Source organism: Lactiplantibacillus argentoratensis, assembly GCF_037290055.1.
Taxonomy (GTDB): domain Bacteria; phylum Bacillota; class Bacilli; order Lactobacillales; family Lactobacillaceae; genus Lactiplantibacillus; species Lactiplantibacillus plantarum.
Map to the genome: position 1 here is coordinate 2,256,322 of NZ_CP147647.1, position 23,302 is coordinate 2,279,623.

The 23,302-nt window shown below is 47.6% G+C and carries 21 protein-coding genes and 1 riboswitch; of the genes, 5 read left to right on the plus strand and 16 right to left on the minus strand.

The annotated features are described in order from the left end of the window. The first annotated feature begins 93 nt into the window (after positions 1 to 93). Positions 94 to 192: riboswitch (purine riboswitch) on the plus strand. Positions 193 to 251: 59 nt separating this feature from the next. Together V7R88_RS10910 and V7R88_RS10915 are read left to right on the plus strand one after the other, a co-directional pair. Beyond that, positions 252 to 1,592, plus strand: coding sequence for a nucleobase:cation symporter-2 family protein (locus V7R88_RS10910; RefSeq protein ID WP_003645874.1), 1,341 nt, complete (start codon positions 252 to 254; stop codon positions 1,590 to 1,592). 344 nt (positions 1,593 to 1,936) lie between these two features. Then, the gene (locus V7R88_RS10915; RefSeq protein WP_003644722.1) at positions 1,937 to 3,244 is read left to right on the plus strand and encodes an NCS2 family permease; all 1,308 of its coding nucleotides are present in this window, start codon (positions 1,937 to 1,939) and stop codon (positions 3,242 to 3,244) included. A gap of 98 nt (positions 3,245 to 3,342) precedes the next feature. Here V7R88_RS10915 and V7R88_RS10920 read toward each other — a convergent pair whose 3' ends face one another. Beyond that, positions 3,343 to 4,245, minus strand: a complete 903-nt coding sequence (locus V7R88_RS10920) for an NmrA family NAD(P)-binding protein (protein ID WP_063721322.1) — start codon at positions 4,243 to 4,245, stop codon at positions 3,343 to 3,345. A 310-nt stretch (positions 4,246 to 4,555) separates the two neighbouring features. Between V7R88_RS10920 and V7R88_RS10925 the strand changes: the two genes are divergently transcribed. Genes V7R88_RS10925 through V7R88_RS10935 form a run of 3 tightly spaced genes read left to right on the plus strand, consistent with a single transcriptional unit; the run spans position 4,556 to position 7,232 of the window. Beyond that, a complete protein-coding gene (locus V7R88_RS10925; protein WP_054397744.1) occupies positions 4,556 to 5,380 on the plus strand; it encodes an EAL domain-containing protein in 825 nt (274 codons plus the stop codon). Then, entirely contained in the window at positions 5,373 to 5,891 is a 519-nt protein-coding gene (locus V7R88_RS10930) for a hypothetical protein (RefSeq protein WP_015380728.1), read from the plus strand. The genes V7R88_RS10925 and V7R88_RS10930 overlap by 8 nt, the downstream gene beginning before the upstream one ends. Before the next feature lie 12 nt (positions 5,892 to 5,903). Continuing rightward, entirely contained in the window at positions 5,904 to 7,232 is a 1,329-nt protein-coding gene (locus V7R88_RS10935; protein WP_054397746.1) for a glycosyltransferase family 2 protein, read from the plus strand. A 178-nt stretch (positions 7,233 to 7,410) separates the two neighbouring features. On the opposite strand, the gene V7R88_RS10940 is transcribed toward V7R88_RS10935, so the two are convergent. From V7R88_RS10940 to V7R88_RS11010, 15 genes are all read right to left on the minus strand, one after another. Then, positions 7,411 to 8,079 carry a methionine synthase gene (locus V7R88_RS10940; RefSeq protein ID WP_003642596.1) on the minus strand — a complete coding sequence of 223 codons (669 nt, stop codon included), beginning with the start codon at positions 8,077 to 8,079 and terminating at the stop codon, positions 7,411 to 7,413. Positions 8,080 to 8,257: 178 nt separating this feature from the next. Further along, entirely contained in the window at positions 8,258 to 9,499 is a 1,242-nt protein-coding gene (purD, locus tag V7R88_RS10945; protein WP_054397748.1) for a phosphoribosylamine--glycine ligase, read from the minus strand. An 18-nt stretch (positions 9,500 to 9,517) separates the two neighbouring features. Beyond that, entirely contained in the window at positions 9,518 to 11,050 is a 1,533-nt protein-coding gene (gene purH, locus V7R88_RS10950) for a bifunctional phosphoribosylaminoimidazolecarboxamide formyltransferase/IMP cyclohydrolase (protein WP_054397749.1), read from the minus strand. A gap of 1 nt (position 11,051) precedes the next feature. Further along, positions 11,052 to 11,630, minus strand: coding sequence for a phosphoribosylglycinamide formyltransferase (purN, locus tag V7R88_RS10955; RefSeq protein ID WP_054397750.1), 579 nt, complete (start codon positions 11,628 to 11,630; stop codon positions 11,052 to 11,054). Continuing rightward, positions 11,623 to 12,648 (minus strand): phosphoribosylformylglycinamidine cyclo-ligase, encoded by a 1,026-nt coding sequence (purM, locus tag V7R88_RS10960; RefSeq protein WP_054397752.1) that lies wholly within the window; start codon positions 12,646 to 12,648, stop codon positions 11,623 to 11,625. The genes purN and purM overlap by 8 nt, the downstream gene beginning before the upstream one ends. Further along, positions 12,645 to 14,099, minus strand: a complete 1,455-nt coding sequence (gene purF / locus V7R88_RS10965) for an amidophosphoribosyltransferase (protein ID WP_338816244.1) — start codon at positions 14,097 to 14,099, stop codon at positions 12,645 to 12,647. Before purF ends, purM begins: the two co-directional genes overlap by 4 nt. Continuing rightward, a complete protein-coding gene (purL, locus tag V7R88_RS10970; protein ID WP_338816245.1) occupies positions 14,084 to 16,303 on the minus strand; it encodes a phosphoribosylformylglycinamidine synthase subunit PurL in 2,220 nt (739 codons plus the stop codon). The genes purF and purL overlap by 16 nt, the downstream gene beginning before the upstream one ends. Further along, complete coding sequence (gene purQ / locus V7R88_RS10975) at positions 16,296 to 16,976, minus strand: phosphoribosylformylglycinamidine synthase subunit PurQ (protein ID WP_072535386.1); 681 nt, start codon at positions 16,974 to 16,976, stop codon at positions 16,296 to 16,298. The genes purL and purQ overlap by 8 nt, the downstream gene beginning before the upstream one ends. After that, positions 16,976 to 17,230 carry a phosphoribosylformylglycinamidine synthase subunit PurS gene (gene purS / locus V7R88_RS10980; protein WP_003642588.1) on the minus strand — a complete coding sequence of 85 codons (255 nt, stop codon included), beginning with the start codon at positions 17,228 to 17,230 and terminating at the stop codon, positions 16,976 to 16,978. Before purS ends, purQ begins: the two co-directional genes overlap by 1 nt. A 1-nt stretch (position 17,231) precedes the next feature. Continuing rightward, on the minus strand, positions 17,232 to 17,963 hold the full coding sequence (purC, locus tag V7R88_RS10985; protein WP_003642587.1) for a phosphoribosylaminoimidazolesuccinocarboxamide synthase: 732 nt from the start codon (positions 17,961 to 17,963) through the stop codon (positions 17,232 to 17,234). A gap of 2 nt (positions 17,964 to 17,965) precedes the next feature. Further along, entirely contained in the window at positions 17,966 to 19,096 is a 1,131-nt protein-coding gene (gene purK, locus V7R88_RS10990; protein ID WP_054397759.1) for a 5-(carboxyamino)imidazole ribonucleotide synthase, read from the minus strand. After that, the gene (purE, locus tag V7R88_RS10995; RefSeq protein ID WP_054397761.1) at positions 19,080 to 19,565 is read right to left on the minus strand and encodes a 5-(carboxyamino)imidazole ribonucleotide mutase; all 486 of its coding nucleotides are present in this window, start codon (positions 19,563 to 19,565) and stop codon (positions 19,080 to 19,082) included. The genes purK and purE overlap by 17 nt, the downstream gene beginning before the upstream one ends. 567 nt (positions 19,566 to 20,132) lie before the next feature. After that, positions 20,133 to 21,428: an NADPH-dependent oxidoreductase gene (locus tag V7R88_RS11000; protein ID WP_054397762.1), complete on the minus strand. Its 1,296-nt coding sequence runs from the start codon at positions 21,426 to 21,428 to the stop codon at positions 20,133 to 20,135. 14 nt (positions 21,429 to 21,442) lie between these two features. Then, on the minus strand, positions 21,443 to 22,051 hold the full coding sequence (locus tag V7R88_RS11005) for an NADPH-dependent FMN reductase (RefSeq protein WP_054397763.1): 609 nt from the start codon (positions 22,049 to 22,051) through the stop codon (positions 21,443 to 21,445). Positions 22,052 to 22,282: 231 nt separating this feature from the next. Then, positions 22,283 to 23,293 carry a lipoate--protein ligase gene (locus V7R88_RS11010; protein WP_054397764.1) on the minus strand — a complete coding sequence of 337 codons (1,011 nt, stop codon included), beginning with the start codon at positions 23,291 to 23,293 and terminating at the stop codon, positions 22,283 to 22,285. Positions 23,294 to 23,302: the final 9 nt, after the last annotated feature.

Consider the following 23,302-nt stretch of genomic DNA (forward strand, 5'->3'; position numbering starts at 1 on the left):
ATTTTCATCTTCCAAAAAAATATCGTTTTCACGAACATTAATTTATTCGGCTACATTTGTATTCGGTTTTCATCTGTGCTAGAATAAGTCTCATTCAAATAAGTGGTAATTGCCTATATAATGTCATGATATGGTTGACGAGTTTCTACCCAACCCCGTAAAGGTTGGACTATAAGCAAACGAGGTCATCCCGTTTGCCGGGGTGACTTTTTTTATAGGCAAATCAGCTTAATCGAGAGAGGAAGATTGATTTGAAGGAAGTATCCGCAGCACCTAAAATTACCAATGTTAAGGCGGCCATTTTAGGGTTTCAACATCTGTTAGCTATGTATTCGGGTGATGTGCTCGTGCCATTATTGATTGGCGCGGCCTTGCATTTCAGCCAAGAACAATTAACTTACCTAGTCTCAATCGACATTTTCATGTGTGGGATCGCAACGTTCCTACAATTAAAACGTACACCACTAACAGGAATCGGGCTTCCCGTCGTGCTTGGCTGTGCCGTTCAAGCCGTCAATCCGTTGATTCAAATCGGTAAAACATATGGGCTGGGGACCATGTATGGCTCAATCATTGGTGCTGGTATTTTTATTTTTCTGATTGCCGGCTTATTTTCAAAGATCAAGAACCTCTTTCCACCAGTCGTTACGGGATCGCTAATCACAATTATTGGATTCACGCTGATTCCGGTCGCCTTCCAAAATCTTGGTGGCGGCGACACCAGTGCCAAGGATTTCGGTAACTTGCAAGCACTTGGCATTGGTTTTCTCACCATCGCAATTATTTTATTAATTAGCGTGTTTGCACGTGGCTTCATGAAATCCGTTTCGATTCTGATTGGTATTTTAGTTGGGACTTTGATTGCCGGGGCAATGGGGATGGTTTCTTTAAAACCCGTCGCTGAAGCTAGCTGGTTCCATTTACCGACCCTCTTTTACTTTGGGACCCCGCACTTTGAATGGTCATCCATTTTGACCATGATCCTCGTCTCCTTAACAACGATGGTTGAATCGACCGGGGTCTTCTTTGCCCTTGGCGACATTACCGGTCGTAAAATTGAAGGCGACGATTTAAAACGTGGTTACCGGGCAGAAGGAATTGCCGTCATCCTCGGTGGCTTGTTCAGTACCTTCCCCTATTCAACGTTTTCTGAAAATGTCGGCGTCGTTCAATTATCTGGTGTCAAGACGCGAAAGCCAATTTACTTTTCCGCTGCGTTCTTAGTTGTATTGGGCCTACTGCCTAAGATTGGTGCGCTAGCGACGATTATCCCCGACCCAGTACTTGGTGGCGCCATGGTCGTCATGTTCGGGATCGTTGGCATTCAAGGGATTCGAATGTTAGCTCAAGTCGATTTCCGCAATAACAATAATTTACTCGTGGCAGCCGTTTCGATTGGTCTTGGTTTGGGCGTCACGGTGCAAACCAATATCTTCCAATTCTTACCTGGTGCACTTCAAATCATGTTGAGCAACGGGGTGGTCGTTGGTAGTGTAGCCGCAGTTGGCCTTAACTTACTCTTCAACCGCCACGCAGCCGAAAACACGGTTGATGATGAATCAGTCGGTCTCAATGAAACAGAACAACCTTAATTATGACGCTTAAAAGCAGCGGTTCACAGTCCTAATCTGGCAGTGAACCGCTGTTTTTTTGTTCTGCTACTTAATAGCCGCTCTCATTCTATTGATTGCTTTATACTGCCATTTTTTGCTGAATGTCAAGCGTCGTACCGATGAAGACTTTTTTTAAAGTAACTTTCTTTCGACTTGGCATAAAACTTGCCCATGCTGCCGAAGAGTCATCTAAACCTGGTCCATTCCAAAAACAAGCCATCGTGAGGCAATAAACTGATTAATCCCCTGTTACCCTAAAAATCAGTATGTTATACTAGACAATTGTTGAATTGTTAGTTTTTTATTAATTTTAGGAGTGGGTCATTATTCTAGAACAATTATTTCATTTGCGTGAAAACCGCACTTCAGTCCGCCGCGAGTTGATTGGTGGTCTGACGACCTTTTTAGCCATGTCATATATTTTGGCCGTAAATCCCGAACTATTGGGAAGTACTGGTATGAGTAAGACCGCCGTCTTCACCGCAACGATTTTAGCGGCCATCGTTGGTTGTCTCTTGATGGGGCTAGTTGCCAATTTTCCCGTAGCATTAGCACCGGGGATGGGGCTGAATGCCTTCTTTACTTATACAGTTGTCCAGGAATGGCACATTCCTTGGCAAACCGCTTTGGCGGGAGTCTTTGTTGCCGGAATTCTTTTCATCCTACTAACGCTCTCCAAGTTACGCGATAAACTGATCAACTTGATTCCAAGTGCGCTAAAATACGCCGTATCTGCCGGAATTGGCTTGTTCATTGCTTTTTCAGGACTACAAACCTCCGGGATTATCGTTGCGAATAAGTCCAACGCGGTCGCCCTGGGTAACTTGCACAGTCCCACCGTTTTGTTGGCGATTTTCGGGATTATCGTCGGCATCATGCTAGTCACCGCTAATGTAACTGGTGGTATTTTCTGGGGCATGTTCATCACCGCCGCAGTCGGAATGATCTTCGGGATTATTCCCCTACCAACTGGGATTATCAGTGGGGTTCCAAGCGTTCAACCGATTTTTGGTCAAGCCGTGACACACCTTGGTAATATTAATTCGTTTCAAATGATCATTGTCATCCTGACGTTCTTCATCATTGGCCTTTTCGATACGTCGGGAACCTTGGTTGGGGTGGCAACCGAAGCCGGCATGGTGGACAAAGAATCCGGCGAAGTCAAAGGCGTTGGTAAAGCGCTCTTTAGTGGTGCACTCGCCACAACTTTAGGAGCAGTCTTTGGCACGTCACCGACAACGGCTTATGTTGAATCGACTTCCGGCGTTGCCGTGGGAGCCCGTACTGGGTTATCTTCCGTCTTCGTTGCCCTCTTGTTTGCCATCGCCGCCTTTTTCTCTCCAATTTTGACGGTGATTACGTCCGCGGTGACCGCTTCAGCCCTGATTATCGTTGGTATTTTAATGCTATCAAACGTCCAATACATTGACTGGACCAAGTTTGAAATCGCCGTCCCAGCCTTTTTCACCATGATTATGATGTTATTAACTTATAGTATCTCAGAAGGTTTGGCCGTTGGCTTTATCTTCTACCCAATCACCATGACGGTCAAAGGCCGGTGGCGTGAAGTAAACGCCCTCATGTGGACGATGATGGTCGTCTTCATTCTCTACTTTGCATTTGTCGCTTAGAACTGATGGTTCACTAAGCAATGATGGCAGTCTAAAACACCCCTGAGTCGTTTAACTCAGGGGTGTTTTTTAGTAGGCACGGCTGCATCTAACGCCTACTAGTGTTTAAGAACTTGTTGATTATGGTAATCTTCAGCGTAGACTTGGGCAAAGTCAGCAAGTTTAACATCGCCTAATCGAGGTTGATGTGCTCGATAATCCGCGTAAAAATCGTGGTCACGCTGGTAAGCGACCGTTTTAACATATTCCCGTGCAAATGCGACCGGGGTTCCGGCAGTCACTAAATGATCTTGCATGACCTCATCAGGCACTTGTGAAACGCGCAAATCCGGCATTTTAAGAGCCTGTGACAGTGCGGAAGCAACTTCCAAATAAGTTTTCTCATCACTCGCAACATATGTCACTGTTTGCCCCGGTGTCGGTTCGGTCAGCGCCTTAATCAGTACAGTTGTAACGTCGACCGGCGCAACCCACACGTTCTTAACAGCCAAATTGGCATTTGTGTAGATTCGATGACTCTTTTTAACGGTTGGCACACTGCTCAGTAAATTATAGTACATTGCCGTTGGGCGGATAAACGTTAAGTCCACGTCTGGTAAAGCGGTTGTTAACGTTTGTTCGATAATATGATACATGTAAAGTGCACCGACTTCTGGTCCCAAGTCGGCCCCCACGCTACTCAGATTCACCACTCGTTTTACGCCGGCTGCCTTGATCGCGGCGGCATAGATGTCCGCTTGTCGTTTGGCAGCGGTATAAAGATCATCACTCGCCGCTATACCAGTTACCATGAGGTATACCACGTCAGCGCCCATGAACGTCTTGGTCAAAAACGCTTCGTCATCAAGTCGACCAATGGCAGGGGTTGCGCGAAAAACCTTTATCAAACTACTGCGAGCTGCTTGATGACTGATGACCGTCACTTCATGACCAGCATGGGTCAGCTTAGGTACCAAGGTCTGGTTAATACGACCGATTGAACCCGTTAAAACAATTTTCATTTTATGATAACCCTCTTCTATACTTATTAAAATATCCGTCAAAGTCATTATCGATTATAAGCGACCACTAAAACCCCGTCAATCACTGGTGGTTTAGTTGGCTAAACAGTGTTGATGTGCGGTTGCGCGATTCGTTCATAAGACAGGACTGATTAACGCTAATCAAAAATTATTTCTATTTATCAAAAGATAATTTTTGTTGAAACTGTGCAAAATTAGGCCTATAATGTCAAAATGTTTGACACTGTCAACTACGACGGTTAGTCGCCTTTCCTGTTACCATAAGTTTTTCTTACGGAGATTATATTAGATGAGTCTAGCACAATTAGAAATAGGATTACTGTGGTTGACAGGCTCAATTGCGGTCATCTTCATCCTGACGATTGGTACTTACTATTGGTACTCCCGCAAACGTTCCAACAATTACCTTGAAAATGATGATTTTAATCTACGCTACTTTATTCAAAAACAAGTCGATTTTCGTGGCCGCACTACCGGCTATGAATGTCTCCTGCGCCAACAAAATACTGATGGTTCGTGGTCATTACCACCACAACTTGACTCACTTCCACTTCAGCGGGTGATCTTCCTGCTTGAAGATACCTTTAAGGCGCTACCTGATGAAGCGATTACGTTATCAATCAATTTAGAATACGAACAAATCATCAGTCCCGAATTCCGTTATTTTGTTCGCTGGGCAATTGCGAACATCGAACCGATGCGCTTGGCAATTGAGTACACACCTCAATACCAACCACGTCGTATCAATAAACGCCTATTTCGGCGGCGAATTCGTGAAGCCCGCGGTTACGGCATGCAGTTTGGAATCGATAACGTCGGTGCAAGTCTAGCCAATCTTAAAAACATTCAGTGGCTTTTAAAAGATATCGACACGCTCAAATGCTCAATGCGCTCATTTCGCAAAGAAGACCCATCCGTCTGGCTGGACCTGAACCTCCAATTCTGGAATCAGCTCTCTAAGGAAAACAATATTGATCTAATTCTAATGGGAATCGAAAATGAGGCCGATGAACAGCTCGCCGAGCAACTGCAAATCAGCATTCGCCAAGGCTACTTATTCGGCCATCCAATCAATCCCCAGCAATCAACCACAAAGGAGAACCACGATGCCTAAACCAACCACTGATGATGTTAATCGGCAACAGCTATACTCTGATGCGTACTTTGACACTGGCCATTGGGGACTCAAGATTCGCCAAACGATCGTTGGTATCGTGGGTTGGCTCGCAGTGATTGTGCCCATCACCGTGACAGTCCTTTCCATTTGGTCAAGTTATAATCCACACATTCCGCGTTTCTGGCACTACCATGAAGGTCTTTTCGAATTTAAGTTCATCGGTATCTTACTGGCCTTTTGCTTTGCACTCGCATCCCTTTTTGCAGTGACCATGACCATTATACAGAATCGTAAGCGTGAACGTGTCGTTGAACAGTGGCCAACCTTTAATCCCATTAATCAGAAAAAACGGCAGCAACTGCTCGCTCAGTTCATGGCGGACCGTTTCGGCAATGCCGAATTTCGTGAACATACCCGCCACTACCGGGTCAAGCCAGAACAAAATCTCGATACTAATCAGATTCAGCAACTTTATCAACAAAATAATTTAGACGATATTAACGATTAACCAGGGGGCGCCATGACAAATATTTTTATTGACCACATATTCGCCGCAACCTTATTTAAATCGGTAATCAACATCGCACTCCTGATTTTATGCCTCTACCCCATCGTTGGCTCTTTTTTCTGGTTCGCCGGCGCGCTATCCTACCGCTTTATCAAGACCAATAAGCGTGATGATGACTGGCAGTACATTCCGGCTGAACATCAACCAATGATTACCATCATGATCCCGGCGCACAACGAAGAAGTCATGATTGAAGAAACCATCACATACTTATTTACCCAGCTCAATTATACGAACTACGAGGTCCTAGTCATGAACGATGGTTCGACCGACAAGACGGCCGCCATTATTCAACGGTTGCAGTCCATCTATCCCCGGCTTCGAACCGTTGAAATCGAGAAAAATAAGGGCAAAGCCCACGCCTTCAATATCGGCATGTACTTTGCTCAGGGTGAGTATATTCTCAGCAACGATGCCGATACGATTCCAGAAAAGGACGCCCTGATGAAGTATATGAACTTCTTCATCCATGACCGCGATATGAATACATCCGCCGTCACCGCCAATATGGATGTTCAAAATCGAACGTCGCTTTTAGGTAAATCTCAAACCGTTGAATTCTCTAGTATCGTCGGTGTTATAAAGCGGAGTCAAACTTCCATCAACGACTCTATGTACGCGTATAGCGGGGCAAATACCCTCTACCGCAAACAATTTCTAATTGACGTTGGTGGCTTTCGACAAAATCGCGCGACGGAAGATATCAGTATTGCCTGGGATCACCAAATGGTGGGCGCCGTCCCGCGGTTTGCCCCTAACATCGTCTTCCATATGAACGTCCCCACCACAATCCGAGACCTTTATCATCAACGCAAGCGTTGGGCACAGGGTGGCACGGAAGTGTGGTTAACGAACATTAAGAAATTCATTTTCCACCCAATCGTTCATCGCTATCAACTATCAATGTTCGTCGATTCGACGTTGTCAATCATCTGGTCCTTTTTCTTCGTCATCACTTCCTTGATGTTTTTGATTCTGATGGGTTACTTCCTGATAACCGGCAATTTTGAACGAGTCTACCACGGCTTGATGTTGTCATTTGTCTTTGTTAGTTTTGAACTATTGGCCGGGTTCATGCAACTGTTAGCGGCACTCCTGTTGGACCATCATGGTGCGAAACTAAAGTACTGGTTCTTCGCCCCACTCTACATGTTATTTTACTGGATGATCAATCCTATCACCGTCGTTGCAACGTTTATTCCTGCACTCAAAACCATTCTGGGCTTTGGCTCCGGAACGTGGGTCAGCCCGAAGCGACAGTCATTGCAGGGTAAAGAGTAAAATGGTGTCGCTGTTAACGCTTTCAATAATCGATAACGGGTCTACTGGTGCGAGAACTTGCAACCAGCCCAACTAAAAACGTGCACTTACCTGAGTGATAACTGACTCAGGTAAGTGCACGTTTTAATATTAATCCCTTTTGATCGTTTTCTTAGCTATGCAAATGGAGCTGCCCAGACTACGCTGAGTAACAGGTCCCATGTGTCACGTGCCACTGAACGCAGAGATCGGCAGGTAAATCACGAACGGCCTCACGACTTACCTGTGTGCCAAGTTCAGTAATTGATCGCCCTTGCTGACTGCCGAGGCCCTGGCGATTCAGCTGAATCGTCCGCGCACCAACTCGATACAAGTCACTCATGATCTGGTGGTAGGCTGCGGCCAAGTCATGCACCATTTCCGTATCTGATTGATAGACTCGATTAAGTGCGCGCGCATTATCGGACCGTTTGAGTTCTGCCAAGCACAGCTCGGGAGCGGGCAAGATTTGTTTATCCACAGTTCCACCACTGATTTGATTGCGCATGAATTCAAAATGCGCAACGGCAGGATGGTTGAAGCCACTGATTTTACCGGTCAACGCGAGCGCCGGTACCGAACCTATCCCGGATTGGGTGATGCCTTGTAGCCCCCAGAAAAAGTTAAAGTGCCACCAATTTAGATTATGCGGCTTATCAACCGGTTTCCGAATATGATGCATAAAAGCAGCGTCCTCCATCCGTTTAAGTCCCGCCGCATTAATATTCAGCGTTGTTGTGCCCCGATGCAACCCTTTTTGAGACCGCATTGCCATTTGCCAACCATGTACACGGTGCCTAACCATCATCATCAATGTGCCAAATTCCATGCCCGTTTAGCCTCCAAATTAATTGCATTCTGCCAATATAAAAATCGTCCCCTACTGCTTAAAAAGGACGATTTCAACGTTTGGATCAGCCTTTAACTGCCAACACCAACCATTATTCTTTTATGACGAATTTAAGTAATGTTTCCAGCATAGAATGGTGCTCACCGAATGTCAAGCGCTAATCGTGGGTCGCCGTCATCCCCTTAGCGCCAATATCAGTTCGGTACACTAGATCACCGACTCTGAGTTGGTCGATTTGTTGATAAACAGCCCGCTGTGCTGCGACCAAGCTCGGGGCACTTGCGGTAACCATCATCACCCGGCCACCCGCACTGACTAATTGATCCGGGGTACCCGCAACGCTAGCATAATCCGCACCAGCAACCGTTGGAACCGGTACGCCGGCTTCAGTTGGTCCCGGATAACCGGGAGCAGCCAGTACAACGCCGAGATAAGTTGCCGTCGTTTGCCACTGCGCGTGTGGTTGCCGATGTTGCAGTAAGTCGACGATGACTTGATAAAAATCACTCTGTAGTTGGGGTAATAAGATTTGCGTTTCTGGATCGCCCAATCGCAAATTATATTCAATAACTTGGACACCACTCGCAGTTAGGATGCCCCCAACATAGATGACCCCTTCAAAGCTCAACCCATCGGCTTTGAGACCCGCAATCGTCGGTTCAATAATCGTCGCAATCGTTTGATCAATAATTGCGGGCGTGATTTGCGGCACTGGTGAATAAGCGCCCATGCCACCCGTGTTCGGTCCCCGGTCATGGTCCCGTAACCGTTTATGATCTTGGGCAGTCGGTAATAATACATAGTGCTCACCACCAACCAAAACCATCTGGGAAAACTCGAAACCAGCAACGTAGTCTTCGATCAAGACCGTCGAGCTCGTTTTAAAAGCAGTCGTAATTGCTGCCGCGGCTTGTTCATAACTCGTCGCGACCGTCACCCCTTTACCAGCTGCCAGCCCATCGACTTTGATAACTTGCGGCACCGCTTGTTCATGACTATAAGCTAGTGCCGAATCCAATTCATGAAATTGCCGGTAGTCGGCCGTCGGAATGTGATGGCGACTCATGAAGGCCTTCGCAAATACCTTAGAACTTTCCAACTGTGCCGCAGCCTGGTCGGGGCCAAAGATGGCCAGGCCGGCCGCCTGAAAGTAATCAACGATGCCCGCGGCTAACGGTACTTCGGGGCCGACAAAAGTCAGGGTGACCATATTGGCCCGCGCAAATTTCACTAACCCCGCAAAGTCCATTTCGTCGATTGCTAGTGTCTGAATACCATCTTGAAGCATGCCTGGATTACCGGGTGCACAATAGACGGTATTGACTTGCGGACTCGCCATCATTGCCTTGGCAATGGCGTGTTCGCGACCGCCACCACCAACTACTAATACATTTGCCATGCACGCACCATCCCTTCATTAATGCCGGAAGTGTCGAACACCAGTAGTGACCATCGCGATACCATAACGGTCAGCCATGGCAATCGAATCCTTATCGCGAATACTACCACCTGGTTGCACGATTGCACGAATGCCGTGCTGTGCAGCGTATTCGACACAATCATCCATTGGGAAGAACGCATCGGAGGCTAAGATAGCATTTTCGTAGCCAGCTTGTTGCATCGCCTTACCGATGGCAATCTTAGTTGAATCGATTCGGTTCATCTGACCAGAACCGATCCCCAATGTCCGATCTGCGGTGGTCACAACGACCGCATTGCTCTTAACGTGCTTCACAACCTGTTGGCCAAACGCAAGTGCTTTTAGTTGTGCTTGCGTTGGCTGGGTAGCGGTGACTACGGTAAAATCAGCTGGCGTTTCGAAGGCCGCGTCGACCTCCTGACGTAGTAAGCCCCCACCGACTGAAATCGTTTCAAACTTATCGGCCGTGTGCGTTTGCTCAAAGTCAACCGTCATTAGGCGCAAGTTCTTCTTCTTGGCTAAAATAGCAAAGGCATCGTCATCAAAGCTCGGGGCAATAATAATTTCCAAGAAGAGTGCGTGCATTTTTTCAGCCGTTGCGAGATCGACTGGTCGATTTAAGGCAATGATACCCCCAAAGATCGAGATTGAATCAGCTTCATAGGCTTTATCCCAGGCAGCTTCGATGGTCGTACCTAAGCCGACCCCACACGGATTCATATGCTTCATCGCGACGACGGCTGGCTGTTGATATTCACTGACCATCCGCAAGGCGGCATCCGCGTCCTTGATGTTATTGTAAGAAAGGGCTTTCCCATGGATTTGCTTAGCACCCGTAATCGAGAAGTGCGTCGGTAAGGCATTTTCATAAAAGGCGGCCTTTTGATGGCTGTTCTCGCCATAACGCAGGGCCTGCTTCTTATCATAAGTAAGGGTCAACTTTTCTGGAAATTCTTCAGTCGTTAAATATTGGGCAATCAAGGCATCATAGGCTGCCGTATGTTGAAAAACTTTGGCAGCTAATCGTTGACGGAGTGCCGGTGTGACGGCATCTGCCTGCAAATCAGCCAGAATCTGCTCATAATCAGCAGGATCGACGATTGGCAGTACCGCGGCAAAGTTCTTAGCTGCGGAACGCAGCATCGACGGACCACCAATATCGATTTGTTCAATGGCTTCCGCTTGCGTGACGTCTGGTTGTTGAATGGTTGCTTTGAATGGGTACAGGTTAACCACGACCATGTCGATCGGCTGAATCCCGGCTTCCTTTAATTGCGCCATGTGCGCTGGCAGGTCCCGCCGTGCTAACAGTCCGGCGTGAACCTTAGGGTGGAGCGTCTTGACCCGACCGTCGAGCATTTCAGGAAAACCGGTCACTTCTTCGATTCCGATGACTGGAATATCAGCTGCTTCCAATGCCTTTTTGGTCCCACCCGTTGAAATCAATTCATAGTCAAGGGCAACGAGGCCCTTCGCAAAATCAGTTAATCCCTGCTTATCAGAAACACTTAACAACGCACGTTTTGTCATCTTAAATTGCTCCTTCATTAATGAGTGTCTGTAATACATCTGGATAAAATTGGTGTTCACAATCATGAATCCGGGTCGCCAGGCTGGCTAGCGTATCGTCTGGTGCAACCGGAACGACCCGCTGGGCAATAATTTGCCCGGTATCGATTCCGGCATCGATATAGTGAATGGTAACGCCCGTCTCAGTCACACCAGCGGCAAAAGCATCCTCGATGCCGTGACGACCAGGAAACTTTGGTAACAATGCTGGGTGAATATTGATGATTTTATGAGCATACGCATTCAAGAGGGTCGGACCAATAATGCGCATGTACCCGGCCAATAATACCAGTTCAATTTGCCGTGCTTGCAAGGCCGTCAAAATGATTGCTTCCGCGGCCGCTTTATTCGCATAATCATGAAAATCAACAATTAATATCGGTACGTTAGCTGCCCGGGCTTTATCAATGACCGGCGCCGTGGGTTGATCACAGACGAGTAACCCAATCACCACCGGTAACTGCCGTTCAATAATCGCTTGGTACAGCGCGTCAAAGTTCGTGCCGTTCCCCGAAGCAAATACCGCAATCTTATTAGGCATGTTCAGCCTCCTCGAAAATGACGGGGGCCGTCCCAGTTTGGACTGTTCCGACGCGATAATAGGACTGCGCGTTGGCCGTTAAATTAGCCGTCACAGCTGCCACTTGGTCGGGGTGAACGACCAGAACCATTCCCAAGCCCAAGTTAAAGGTCGACCGAAGATCCGTGGCAGTCAGCCCACCGAGTTCGGCCAATAACGTCATAATTGGTGGTACTGGCCATTGACCCAATTCAAGGTGTGCACTCAAGCCGTCCGGTAACGCTCTGGCGACGTTTTCAATCAAGCCGCCCCCGGTAATGTGGGCGATACTCGTCACTAATTTTTGCTGTAGCAATGGTTGAACTGCATCAACGTAAATAGTCGTTGGTCGTAACAGTTCCGTTTGTAAATCATGACCAAGTTCGTCAAAAACCGTGGTCAATTGGTAGTCGTGTTGTTTGAATAAAATATCGCGAACTAGACTAAACCCGTTCGAGTGGAGGCCATTCGACGGTAATCCAATCAAGACATCCCCAGCCCGAACATTTGCTGGTGATAACAGGTCCGCGCGGTTCGCAATTCCGACCGCAAAACCAGCGAGGTCGTAATGGTCCTGACCATACATATCGGGCATCTCCGCAGTCTCGCCACCAATCAACGCTGTATGGGCCTGCTGACAGCCCGCAACAACGCCAGTCAAAATGGCTTTGACCCGCTTCTGGTCCGTATGTCCGAGGCCTAAGTAATCTAGGAAGAACTGGGGCGTCGCGCCTTGTGCCAAAATATCATTCACACACATTGCGACCAAGTCAATGCCAATCGTGGTATGTTGATCAGCAGCGATTGCGACTAAGAGCTTAGTTCCCACGCCATCCGTCCCGGCTACTAACACGGGATCGTTGGCAGTTGCATCTGAACTAAGTGGAAACGCCCCCCCAAAAGCGCCTAATTGCTGATTGCCACTCATTTGTTTGACCGTCTTTAGAACGTCGTAACCAGCGTTGATATCAACGCCAGCCCGCTTATACGCATCACTCACTTGATCACCCCTTCATGATTGGCTTGTAATTGCGCGATTTCCGCATCATACTCGGCTTTATAATCATACAAGGCCGTTGGATAATCTCCATTAAAGTAAGCCATACATAGCCCACCATATGGTTCGGTGGTCGACAAGCCAACTGCATCGACGACACCCTGTTCACTGAGAAAACCTAGCGAGTCGGCACCAAACGTCTGACACATCTCAGGAATCGTTTGTTGAGCCGCAATCAACTCATTAGTCGATTGAATGTCGATACCGTAAAAGCACGGGTAGCGTAATGGTGGCGATGCAATTCGTAAATGAACTGACTTGGCACCCGCATCTTTCAATAATTTGACGATCCGCCGACTGGTGGTACCACGTACAATCGAATCATCGATTAAGACGACCCGTTTACCAGCGACGACCCCTTTGACTGCTGAAAGTTTCATCCGGACCCCTTGTTCTCGCAATGCCTGGGTTGGCTGAATAAAGGTCCGTGACGAGTATTGATTCTTAATTAAGCCCATCTCATAAGGCAGGCCACTCGCTTCCGCATAGCCGGTCGCCGCTGATAAGGATGAATTGGGTACCCCAACAACAATGTCGGCGTCCACGGGCTGCTCAACTGCGAGCCGAGCGCCCATGCGTTTACGTGCAGAATGAACGTTGACACCGTGAATATCGGAATCTGGCCGTGCAAAGTAGATAAACTCCATTGAACAAATCGCCAACTGTGTATCAGTCGTATAATGGTCGATCGTCAAGCCATGATCATCGATCGTTAACAATTCTCCCGGCTGAACATCCTGAACAAACGTCGCACCAATCGTATCAAGCGCGCAAGTTTCACTACAAACGACGTACCCGCCCGTGGGTAACTGACCGACGACTAATGGTCGCAGCCCGTTTGGATCCAACGCAGCAATTAAACAATCATTCGTTAGTAGTAAGTAAGCGAAGCCCCCGTGGACTTGACGTAAAGCATCCTTAACCTGTTCCGTTAACGTTGCTGCGGGGCTGCGTCTAATCAGATGCATTAAAATCTCACTATCAGAACTGGCGTGAAAAATCGCGCCGTGCTGTTCCAACCGTCGCCGCAGTGTCACCGCGTTCGTCAAATTGCCGTTATGTGCGAGTGCAAACTGTGAGTCGCTAAAATTAAAACTCAGGGGTTGAATGTTTTCCAATCCATGATTGCCAGCCGTGGCATACCGCACGTGGCCGACTGCGGCTTGACCCGTCAAACGAGCCAACCGCCGTGGATCCCGAAAGACATCAGCCAACAACCCTAGTCCGCGTTCCGTCTGCAGTTTGCCGTGATCATTCGCCGTGATACCGGCTCCTTCTTGCCCTCGGTGTTGTAACGCATGGAGCCCAAAGTACGTTAATTGGGCGGCGTCCGGCGAGCCCCAAACCCCAAAGACGCCGCATTCTTCATTCAAACTTCTTACTTCAGTAGGCATGGTAAGGCCCCTTCCCACAATTGTTTGGCGAAGCTAACCTTGATAGCAAACGCCTGATCAGCAGTTTGAACGTGTAGCCGATCCGTGGCAGTCGTTCGCCCTAAATAGGTGACATATGGTTCCATTAAACTTTCAAACGCGGCTTGCTGTTCCGGCGTCACTGAGATAACAAACCGCGATTGCGTTTCTGAAAAGAAGTTAGCAGCAGGCAAGTCACTGACCAGTTCCACCCCGACATTTTGTGGAAAACATGCTTCCGCAATCGTCGTAATCAAGCCACCTTCAGAAACGTCATGCGCACTAGCAACTAGTCCTTTTTGGATGGCCGTTAACAATAAGCGCTGATTGCGATTTTCCGTCACAAGGTCAAAATCAAACAACTCGCCACTGATCGTTCCCGTTAACATCTTTTGCAGCTCACTACCATTGAAATCAGCTTCGGTGGTCCCTAATACGTAGACTGCATCGCCAGCGTGCTTGAAATCACTAGTCGTAATATCTTTCTGATGCTTTATTAACCCGACCATCCCAATCATTGGGGTAGGATAGATGGCTTCCCCGTTCGATTCATTGTTCAGCGAGACATTGCCGGAAATCACGGGCGTATTGAATAATTGGCAGGCCCGAGCGATGCCCATCGCCGATTCGTCCAAATCGTAAAATTGTTCAGGTTTCTCTGGATTACCAAAATTCAAGCAATCAGTGATACCTAAAGGTTGCCCACCGGAAGCAACAATGTTACGGGCCGCTTCGGCTACGGCGATTTCCCCACCGATACGGGGGTTTAAGTATAAGTAGCGTCCGTTAACATCGGTAGTGATCGCCAACGCCTTATCCGTATGCCGAATCCGAATAACCCCCGCATCGGCCCCCGGCTTAACGACCGTATTCGTTTGGACCTGCGAATCATACGTCCCATATAACGACGCCTTGGAAGCAATCGTTGGCTGTTGAAGCATCTTCTTCAATGTGCCAGTTGCATCAACTAGTCGTGGCATAAATTGATGATGGCTTTGATGGTTCAAGCGCGTTGGGCGTTTCTTTTCGCGTTCATAGACTGGCGCTTTAGTCGCAAGCGCATCGACGGGCACATCTGCAACTAACTTGCCATGATGGAATAATTGATACTGATGGCCGGCTGTCACTTTACCAATTGTGACTGCATCCAGACCGTACTTTTCAAAGACTTGATAAATTTCTGCTTCAGCACCAGCTTTGACGCATAGTAGCATCCGCTCCTGTGATTCAGAGAGCATCAGTTCAAACGGTGTCATGCCAGTTTCACGTTGTGGCACCAAGTCGAGATTCAGTGACAACCCACTGCCGGCTTTCGACGCCATTTCGGCTGAGGAGGAAACTAGGCCTGCCGCGCCCATATCTTGAATCCCGATTAAAACCTCCCGATGATCTTGGATGACTTCGAGACACGCTTCCATCAATAATTTTTCCATAAAGGGATCACCAACCTGAACCGCGGAACGCTGGGTTTCATTGGCGTCATTAAATTCAGCAGAGGCGAAGGACGCCCCGTTGATGCCGTCACGCCCAGTTTTTGCGCCGACATAAATAACGGCGTTGCCAATACCGGTTGCTTGGCCCTTCTGAATATCAGCTTGATCCAAGATTCCAACACACATGGCGTTCACCAACGGGTTCTTCTGATAACTCGCATCAAATACCGTATCACCACCGATTGTCGGAATGCCAATACAGTTGCCATAACCGCCAATGCCGGCGACCACTTGTGAAATCAAGTATTTCGTATGCGCATCAGTCGGTTCCCCAAAGCGAAGACTGTCCAGCAGCGCAATCGGCCGGGCCCCCATCGAAAAGATGTCCCGAATGATACCACCCACACCCGTTGCCGCACCCTCATAAGGTTCAACTGCAGACGGATGATTATGACTTTCAGCTTTAAAGACGACAGCCTGACCATCACCGATGTCGATAATACCGGCACCTTCGCCGGGCCCTTCAAGTACCTGTTCACCCTGCGTCCAGAATTTTTTCAAGACTGGTTTTGAATTCTTGTAGGAGCAATGTTCGCTCCACATGCCGGAAAATAACCCGGTTTCAGTCTCGTTAGGTAAGCGTTGCAGGACTTTATCCGTTAATAACTGATACTCAGCATCGGTTAAGCCCCAATCCCGATAAACCTTGGAATCGCGAACATCCGTAGGTGATAATGGTTGCTTTTTAAGCATGGGTGACCTCCTCTTGACGTGCAATGACCGATTGAAAAATTCCGAGACCGTCCGTGGAACCTAAGATCATCTCCACGGCCCGTTCCGGATGGGGCATCATCCCAAGCACATTGCCCGCTTCATTTGTAATGCCAGCAATATTAGCCGTGCTGCCATTTGGATTCTCGACATATTCGAAGATGATTTGATGATTAGCACGTAATTGTGCCAAGGTGGCGTCATCACAATAATAATTGCCCTCGCCGTGGGCAATCGGTAAACTGATCTGATCCGTCGACCCGTATGCCGCGGTAAAAATCGTCTCATGATTGGCAATTCGTAATGGGCTGTCCTGACAAATAAACTTCGCTGAGCGATTGGCCTGCAATGCACCAGGTAATAATCCGGCTTCGGTCAAGACTTGAAAGCCATTGCAGATTCCGATGACTGGTTTACCAGCGTTAGCAAATGCAATAACGGCCGGCATGATGGGCGCAAAGCGAGCAATCGCCCCACTCCGTAAATAATCACCGTACGAAAAGCCACCAGGTAACACCACCGCGTCATAACCTGCTAATGAGGTCGCTGTCGCCGGAATCAAATCAGCCGTAACGTGTAAAATATCGCGCAAGGCGTTCACCATGTCATGATCACAATTAGAACCAGGAAAGACTGGTACGGCAAATTTCATCATTACAAAGCCTCCATCTCAGTAATTTCGTAACGATAAGTTTCCATATTAACGTTGGCTAATAAGCGATCACACATCTCATCGATTTCAGCAGCCACTGGCCGATCATCCGCGTGAATTTTCACCTCAAAATACTTACCTAATTCAACGGCATCGACATTCGTATATCCGAGTCGGTGTAAGGCATCATGGATTGCCTCACCCTTGGGGTCCAGAATTGATTGCTTATAAGTCACATAGATTTTAACTAAGTACATGTTAGGCCTCCTCGACGGTTGCTAGCCGCGTCAATACTTCCTGATAAACACTAGTCAAGTCGCCTAGATCCTTGCGGAAGACATCCTTATCAAGCGATGCACCGGTCTTTAGGTCGACTAACCGACAACTATCTGGTGAGATTTCATCAGCCAGCAAGACTTTACCGGTGGTCGTCAACCCAAATTCGATTTTAAAATCAACGAGCTGTACCCCCATCGCCGCAAAAATTGCCGTCAAACGCTGGTTAACCTGTAAGGCCTGCCGTTTAATTTCCGCCACGATTGCCGGTGTTGCAACATTTAGCGCGTGGATTTGTGAATCATTGATAAATGGATCATCCAGCTGATCACTCTTATAGAAAAATTCCAGTACTGGTTCTGCAAATTTAGTTAAGTGTGGCACGGCAAATTTACGCTCAAAACTACCCGAAGCGGCATTCCGAACAACTGTCTCCAGGGGAATCATGGTTACGCGGCGGACAAGTTGCACGTAGTCTGAAGGTTGCTCAATAAAATGGTTGGCGATGCCGTGGTTTGCTAAGTCTTTGAAAATCAAACTTGCAATCCGATTATTCAAGCGGCCTTTCTGGTCAATGGGCACCTTCCGCTTACCATTTAACGCCGTTGCTTGATCTAAGTATTCGACCCATAGAATTTCAGGATCATTAGTGGCATACATCGCCTTCGCCTTACCCGTGTATAGCAAAGCTTGTTTCTCAATCGCTGCCGTCATGATTATTGTTCCCCTTTCAAAATTGCCACTGACGTTAATGCTGCGTCAATATCGTGATTTAATACGGTGACATGGCCCATCTTGCGCTGGGGCTTAATGGCCGCCTTACCGTAGTCGTGAAAATGCCATTCTGGGTGTTCAACCAACTGTTGCCGTGCCACTGTTAAGTCATCACCTAGCAGATTACGCATCACTGCCGGACTGGTCTGCGTAATGGCCGGAATCGGTAAGCCACAGATACTTCGAATATGGGCCTCAAACTGCGAGATGTTGCAGGCCTCAATCGTATAGTGACCAGAATTATGTGGGCGTGGTGCCAGTTCATTGACTAATAAAGTATCATCCGGTAAAACAAAGAATTCGATTCCTAGCACGCCACGTAGTTCCAGGGCTTCAGCAATCGAAACCGCAATTTTGCGGGCCGCACTATGAACACTGGGCTGAACATTAGCCGGGGCAATCGTTGTGTGTAAGATATGATGTTGATGCTGATTTTCAACTAACGGAAAAGTCGTCACAACACCAGCAGCACTACGCGTCACCATCATGGAAACTTCTGTTCGAAATTTCTGCCGCGCCTCTAGAATGCACGGCTGTGTCAATAAGGCGCTAGCGGCTTTTGTCACCACTGCTGTGTCTAGATCCGTTTGTCCGTGACCATCGTAGCCACCTGCCGCCGTTTTGAGAATTGCCGGCGTACCAACACGGTTGAGGGCGTAATTTAATGACTGTAAATCCGTCACCGGTGCGAAAGATGTGACTGGGATGCCATGATCATGAAGAAATTGCTTCTCATTAAGACGATCTCCAGTAATATGCAGGAGTGCAGTGCCCTGCGGTAACTTTGCATAGGCTTGCGCAGCAATCAAAGCATTCTCATCAACGTTTTCGAACTCGTAGGTCAAGACATCACTACGGCGCGCTAGATCAAGTAAAGCCGCCTGATCATCATAAGCCGCAACAATCTGAAAATCTGCGACCTGGGCTGCCGGTGCTTTGGGTGTCGGGTCAAGTACACCTACCCGATAGCCCATCGCCTTCGCGCTAAGTGCCATCATCTGACCGAGCTGACCACCACCAACGATTCCGATCGTTGCGGGCGGTAAGATTGCTTCCTTAAAATTGGCGTTCACTTTGTTCAGCCTCCTGACGTTGATGCGTACGAAATTCTCCAATTGCACGTTGCACTTGCGGTTCGCGCAAACCAATAATTTGCGCAGCCATCAACGCGCCATTCTTAGCTCCCGCATCACCGATTGCCATCGTCGCCACGGGTACGCCCGCTGGCATCTGTACGATTGACAATAATGAATCGACTCCGTTCAACGTATGGGTCTTAATGGGCACCCCAATTACTGGGAGTAGTGTATTAGCAGCTAGCATTCCGGGTAAATGGGCAGCGCCCCCCGCACCCGCAATAATGACTTGAATTCCCCGTGACGCTGCTTCTTCACCATAGGATTGTAATGTCTGGGGCATTCGGTGGGCCGAAATAACGTGACGCTCATAAGAGACTCCCAGTGCCGTTAACTGTTCTGCCGCTAATTGCATGGTTGGCCAATCAGAAATTGACCCCATAATCAAACCAACTTTCGCCATCATGATCCCTCTTTCCCTGTTTTCACCATTAGTTTAGCAACCAGACGGTTCGCTGTCAACGAGTTTCTTAACTTTATCTATTAATTAACGTTTTAATGTTCGTGTTAATGAAGTTGATAATTAGATTAATGCTACCTCAACATGTACGAATTACCTCACTGTTTGCAGGTTTTCGGTGTCTGTAAAAAGTTATCAACTGATTTCAAGCGACTATCTTGATAATATTATTAATATTGAAATTTCCGAACAATCCGTCATCATCTAAGTTTCACCATAACAAACTTACTGCTACCATTATCAACAACTATCCGTTGAAACGGGCCATTAACTTTTGTCGGTGCGCACCAACAATTGACAGCAATGACTGGGAATCGGCGTAGGACGAGCAACTAAGCATGTTTATGCTAACTCAGACTATTTATAGCGGGGCTAAACTGACTGCCGCTGAACTTAAAAACAATCAACAACTTAATTTGCGAACGCTTTCCTAAAGGATCGGATTGAAGTGACCAAAATAACGCAAAAAAAGTCTCAAGGAAGCGATTCCTCGAGACTTTTTTAAGGTACTAATTATTTTGCTGAAGCACCGGAAACACTGTCGACATCAGGTGTTGCCGGCTTGGTTGGTACTTCTGGTGCGGCTTCCGTATCGGCTGAAGCGCCGGAGACATCATCCACCGCTGGGGCAGCATCAGGCTTCGTTTCCTTCGCCTTCGATGAAGCTCCTGAAACGGCGTCCGTCTTAGCATCTGGATCAGGTGCTAACATCTGGCCCGTCTGCTTCAGGTAATACTTCACGATTGGTAAGAGGTCGAGCACAAACTCGTTGATACCTTTGTACTCACCCTTATCGTCATGCAAAGCTTGGTAATAGTGCATGACATACTTATTCGGAATACCAGGAACTGGCAACTTGAAGAGGTCAGTCTCACCGGTCCGTAGCATGTGTACCGCCCGTTTAACACCGGGTACGGCCCGCTTTGGATGACAGTCAGCTAGTGGGTTACCGGCTTGAGCCGGTGTCCGTGAAGCTAACATCTTGTCGCCATCCATCTGATGGTTATAATATAAGAATTGGTTATTGGCATCGGCATACGTCAATTCCATCGGCATCGAGTTGAGGAACCAATTCAATTGGTTGACGGTCAGCACACCCCGGTCGAGCTTAACGTAGTCGTCACCCTCAGCCGCATGGGTCTTGGCAGCGGCTTGTTCGACCCAATCAGCTGCATGCATGTTAACACCCTTGATCGTCGTTTCGACTTCGCCCTTCGCTTCGAGGTCTTCATTCTTCCAGTCATCAGCGTGGGCTTCCGCGTCCATCGCGTTGACCATCTTGACAAACTTCAGGAACTTACCTAACGTTTCTCCTAAAAATGAAACGGTCCGAGCATCTTTCAGATTGTTTTGGTCATCGAAAGCCTGCTTAACTTCACCGAGCAAAAATTCGTTACCGGGCATGACCACGGCATCTACACCGGGTGACTCTAAAATCTGGCGAAGATTCAACTGTGCCCGCGATGAACCTTGATCATAGTATGAAGCACCTACGATCAAGACGGGTTTCCCTGACATCGGGTGAATCTTGAACGACAACCATTCGATCACGCTCTTGAGTGCGGCGGTAATCGTGTGATTATGTTCTGGCGTCGCAATAATGACCCCATCCGCCTGCATGATCTTCCGCTTCAAATATTGAACGGCTTCGCCTTCCGTTTGATCGTCACTCTGATTAAACATTGGCACATCTTGAATATCCAAAATTTCAATGTCAACCATGTCACTGAAATGATTGGCAATAAACTTTAATAGTAACCGATTATAAGACTTATCTTCAATTGAACCCGCAATTCCAACTAATTTCATCGTCGTCGCCCTCTCTATAATTTTTCCCAATCCATTTCGCGCACTTCTTCATACGTCGTCGCGTTGGCGTTCTTTAATTTTTTCGTGATTTCAACAAAGATTTGGAAATCCTTGAACAACCCATCGAGCTTCGTTACCTTCTGTTCATCCGTTAGATTACCTTCGTCATCAAAGGCTTGTAATGAATGGCCAAGCATGAACTCTGAACTTGGCATGATCCGCGCCCGTAATTCTGGTGAATCCAAGACTTGCCGCAGGTGTGCTTGTGCCCGCGAGGTCCCCAGCGCCCCGTATGAGGCCCCGAGAATCATAACGGGTTTGTCCACGAATGGTTGAATGTGGAACGATAACCATTCTAGGGCGTTCAATAACGCGGCGGGGGCTGAATGATCATACTCTGGTGTACTAATAATCACACCATCAGCTTGTTCAATCTTGTCCGCCATTGCTTGGGCCTGCGCCGGAATTTCATGATTCTCTGGCTTATTAAAGATGGGCAAACCTTTAATTTCCATTAATTCAATCTCTGCTTGATCCGCATAGTGGGCCTGCATATATTGCAACAACTTACGGTTGGTCGATTCATCTGAATTGGTTCCAACCATCGCGATAAATTTGTGCATTGAGAACAACTCCTTCTATGGTCAAATAGTCAAATATTATATAATTTCTTAGTCAATAACTATATTGTAATGGATTTCACTAAAGAAAGCAAAACAATTTTAAGCGCTTTCACTTTTGATTAACGAACAACTGAATTCACTGATACTAAGCTTATCCACTTAATCGAGTAAATCCAGCATCCGAATGACTTCGTCGATATTCCATCTGCTTAACAGATTTTTTTCACAAAGCTATGACGCCACAATCAGGTCAATCAAGTCAGCGGGTGCAATGCGCCCAAAGTAGCGAGTTAAGTCTAACGATGCTAACGCCGTTGTAATCGCCTTTCGGTCATACTTCACACCAGTTAGTTGTGCAATGACCGGTTCAATCGGCTCCGCACCGAAGAAATCACCATAAATCGTCACCGTTTCGATGCGCCCAGCCACCACGTTCAACTGAAACTCAACCGTGCCAGCATCAAAGTGCCGGCGCTGCTTAACGGTAAACGCTGGTGACTGGCCGTAGATCCAATCCCAGTTTTTAAAATACTGCTGGTTTAGTGCGGCCACCCCAGCCCGCGCGGTGTCGTCTAACTGATAGGTCTTCGCCTGACTCAGATCAGTTACACCCAGGATTTCACGAGCCAGCGTATCGCGGAAAGCCTCAATCGTCAAGTTCTGATAGGCCGGCGCCATGTATGGTTTCAAGTTCGTGACCCGACTTTTGACCGACTTGATGCCCTTAGAGGCCAACTTGTCGCTCGGCACCGTGAGGGCTTTCGCGATTTGCGTCTGGTCAACATCGTACATCAAGGTGCCATGGGAGAACATCCGCCCATTCTCAACGTGCATGGCATTACCTGAGAATTTCTTGCCATCAATCAGTAAATCATTACGACCGCTCATCGTCGCACCAGTGGCTCCCATTGCATGTAAAGCCTTTAAAACTGGTGCTGTAAACCGCTTAAAGTTACCGAAGCCGTCGCCGTCATCCTTAGTAATAAAACTAAAGCTGACATTGCCAAGATCATCATAAACGGCACCACCACCAGAAGTCCGCCGTGTCAACGTAATGTGGTGAGCATCGACATAATCCTGGTTGATCTCCGCTTTGACGTTTTGATAACGCCCAACAATGATGCAGGGATCGTTAATATAAAAGTATAAAATTGGCTCCGTCAAATCAGCATGTTCCATCAAGTAAGTCTCAATGGCGAGATTCGTGCGAATATCATGACTGGAGCTTGCAAGATAGCGCATCGTCACACT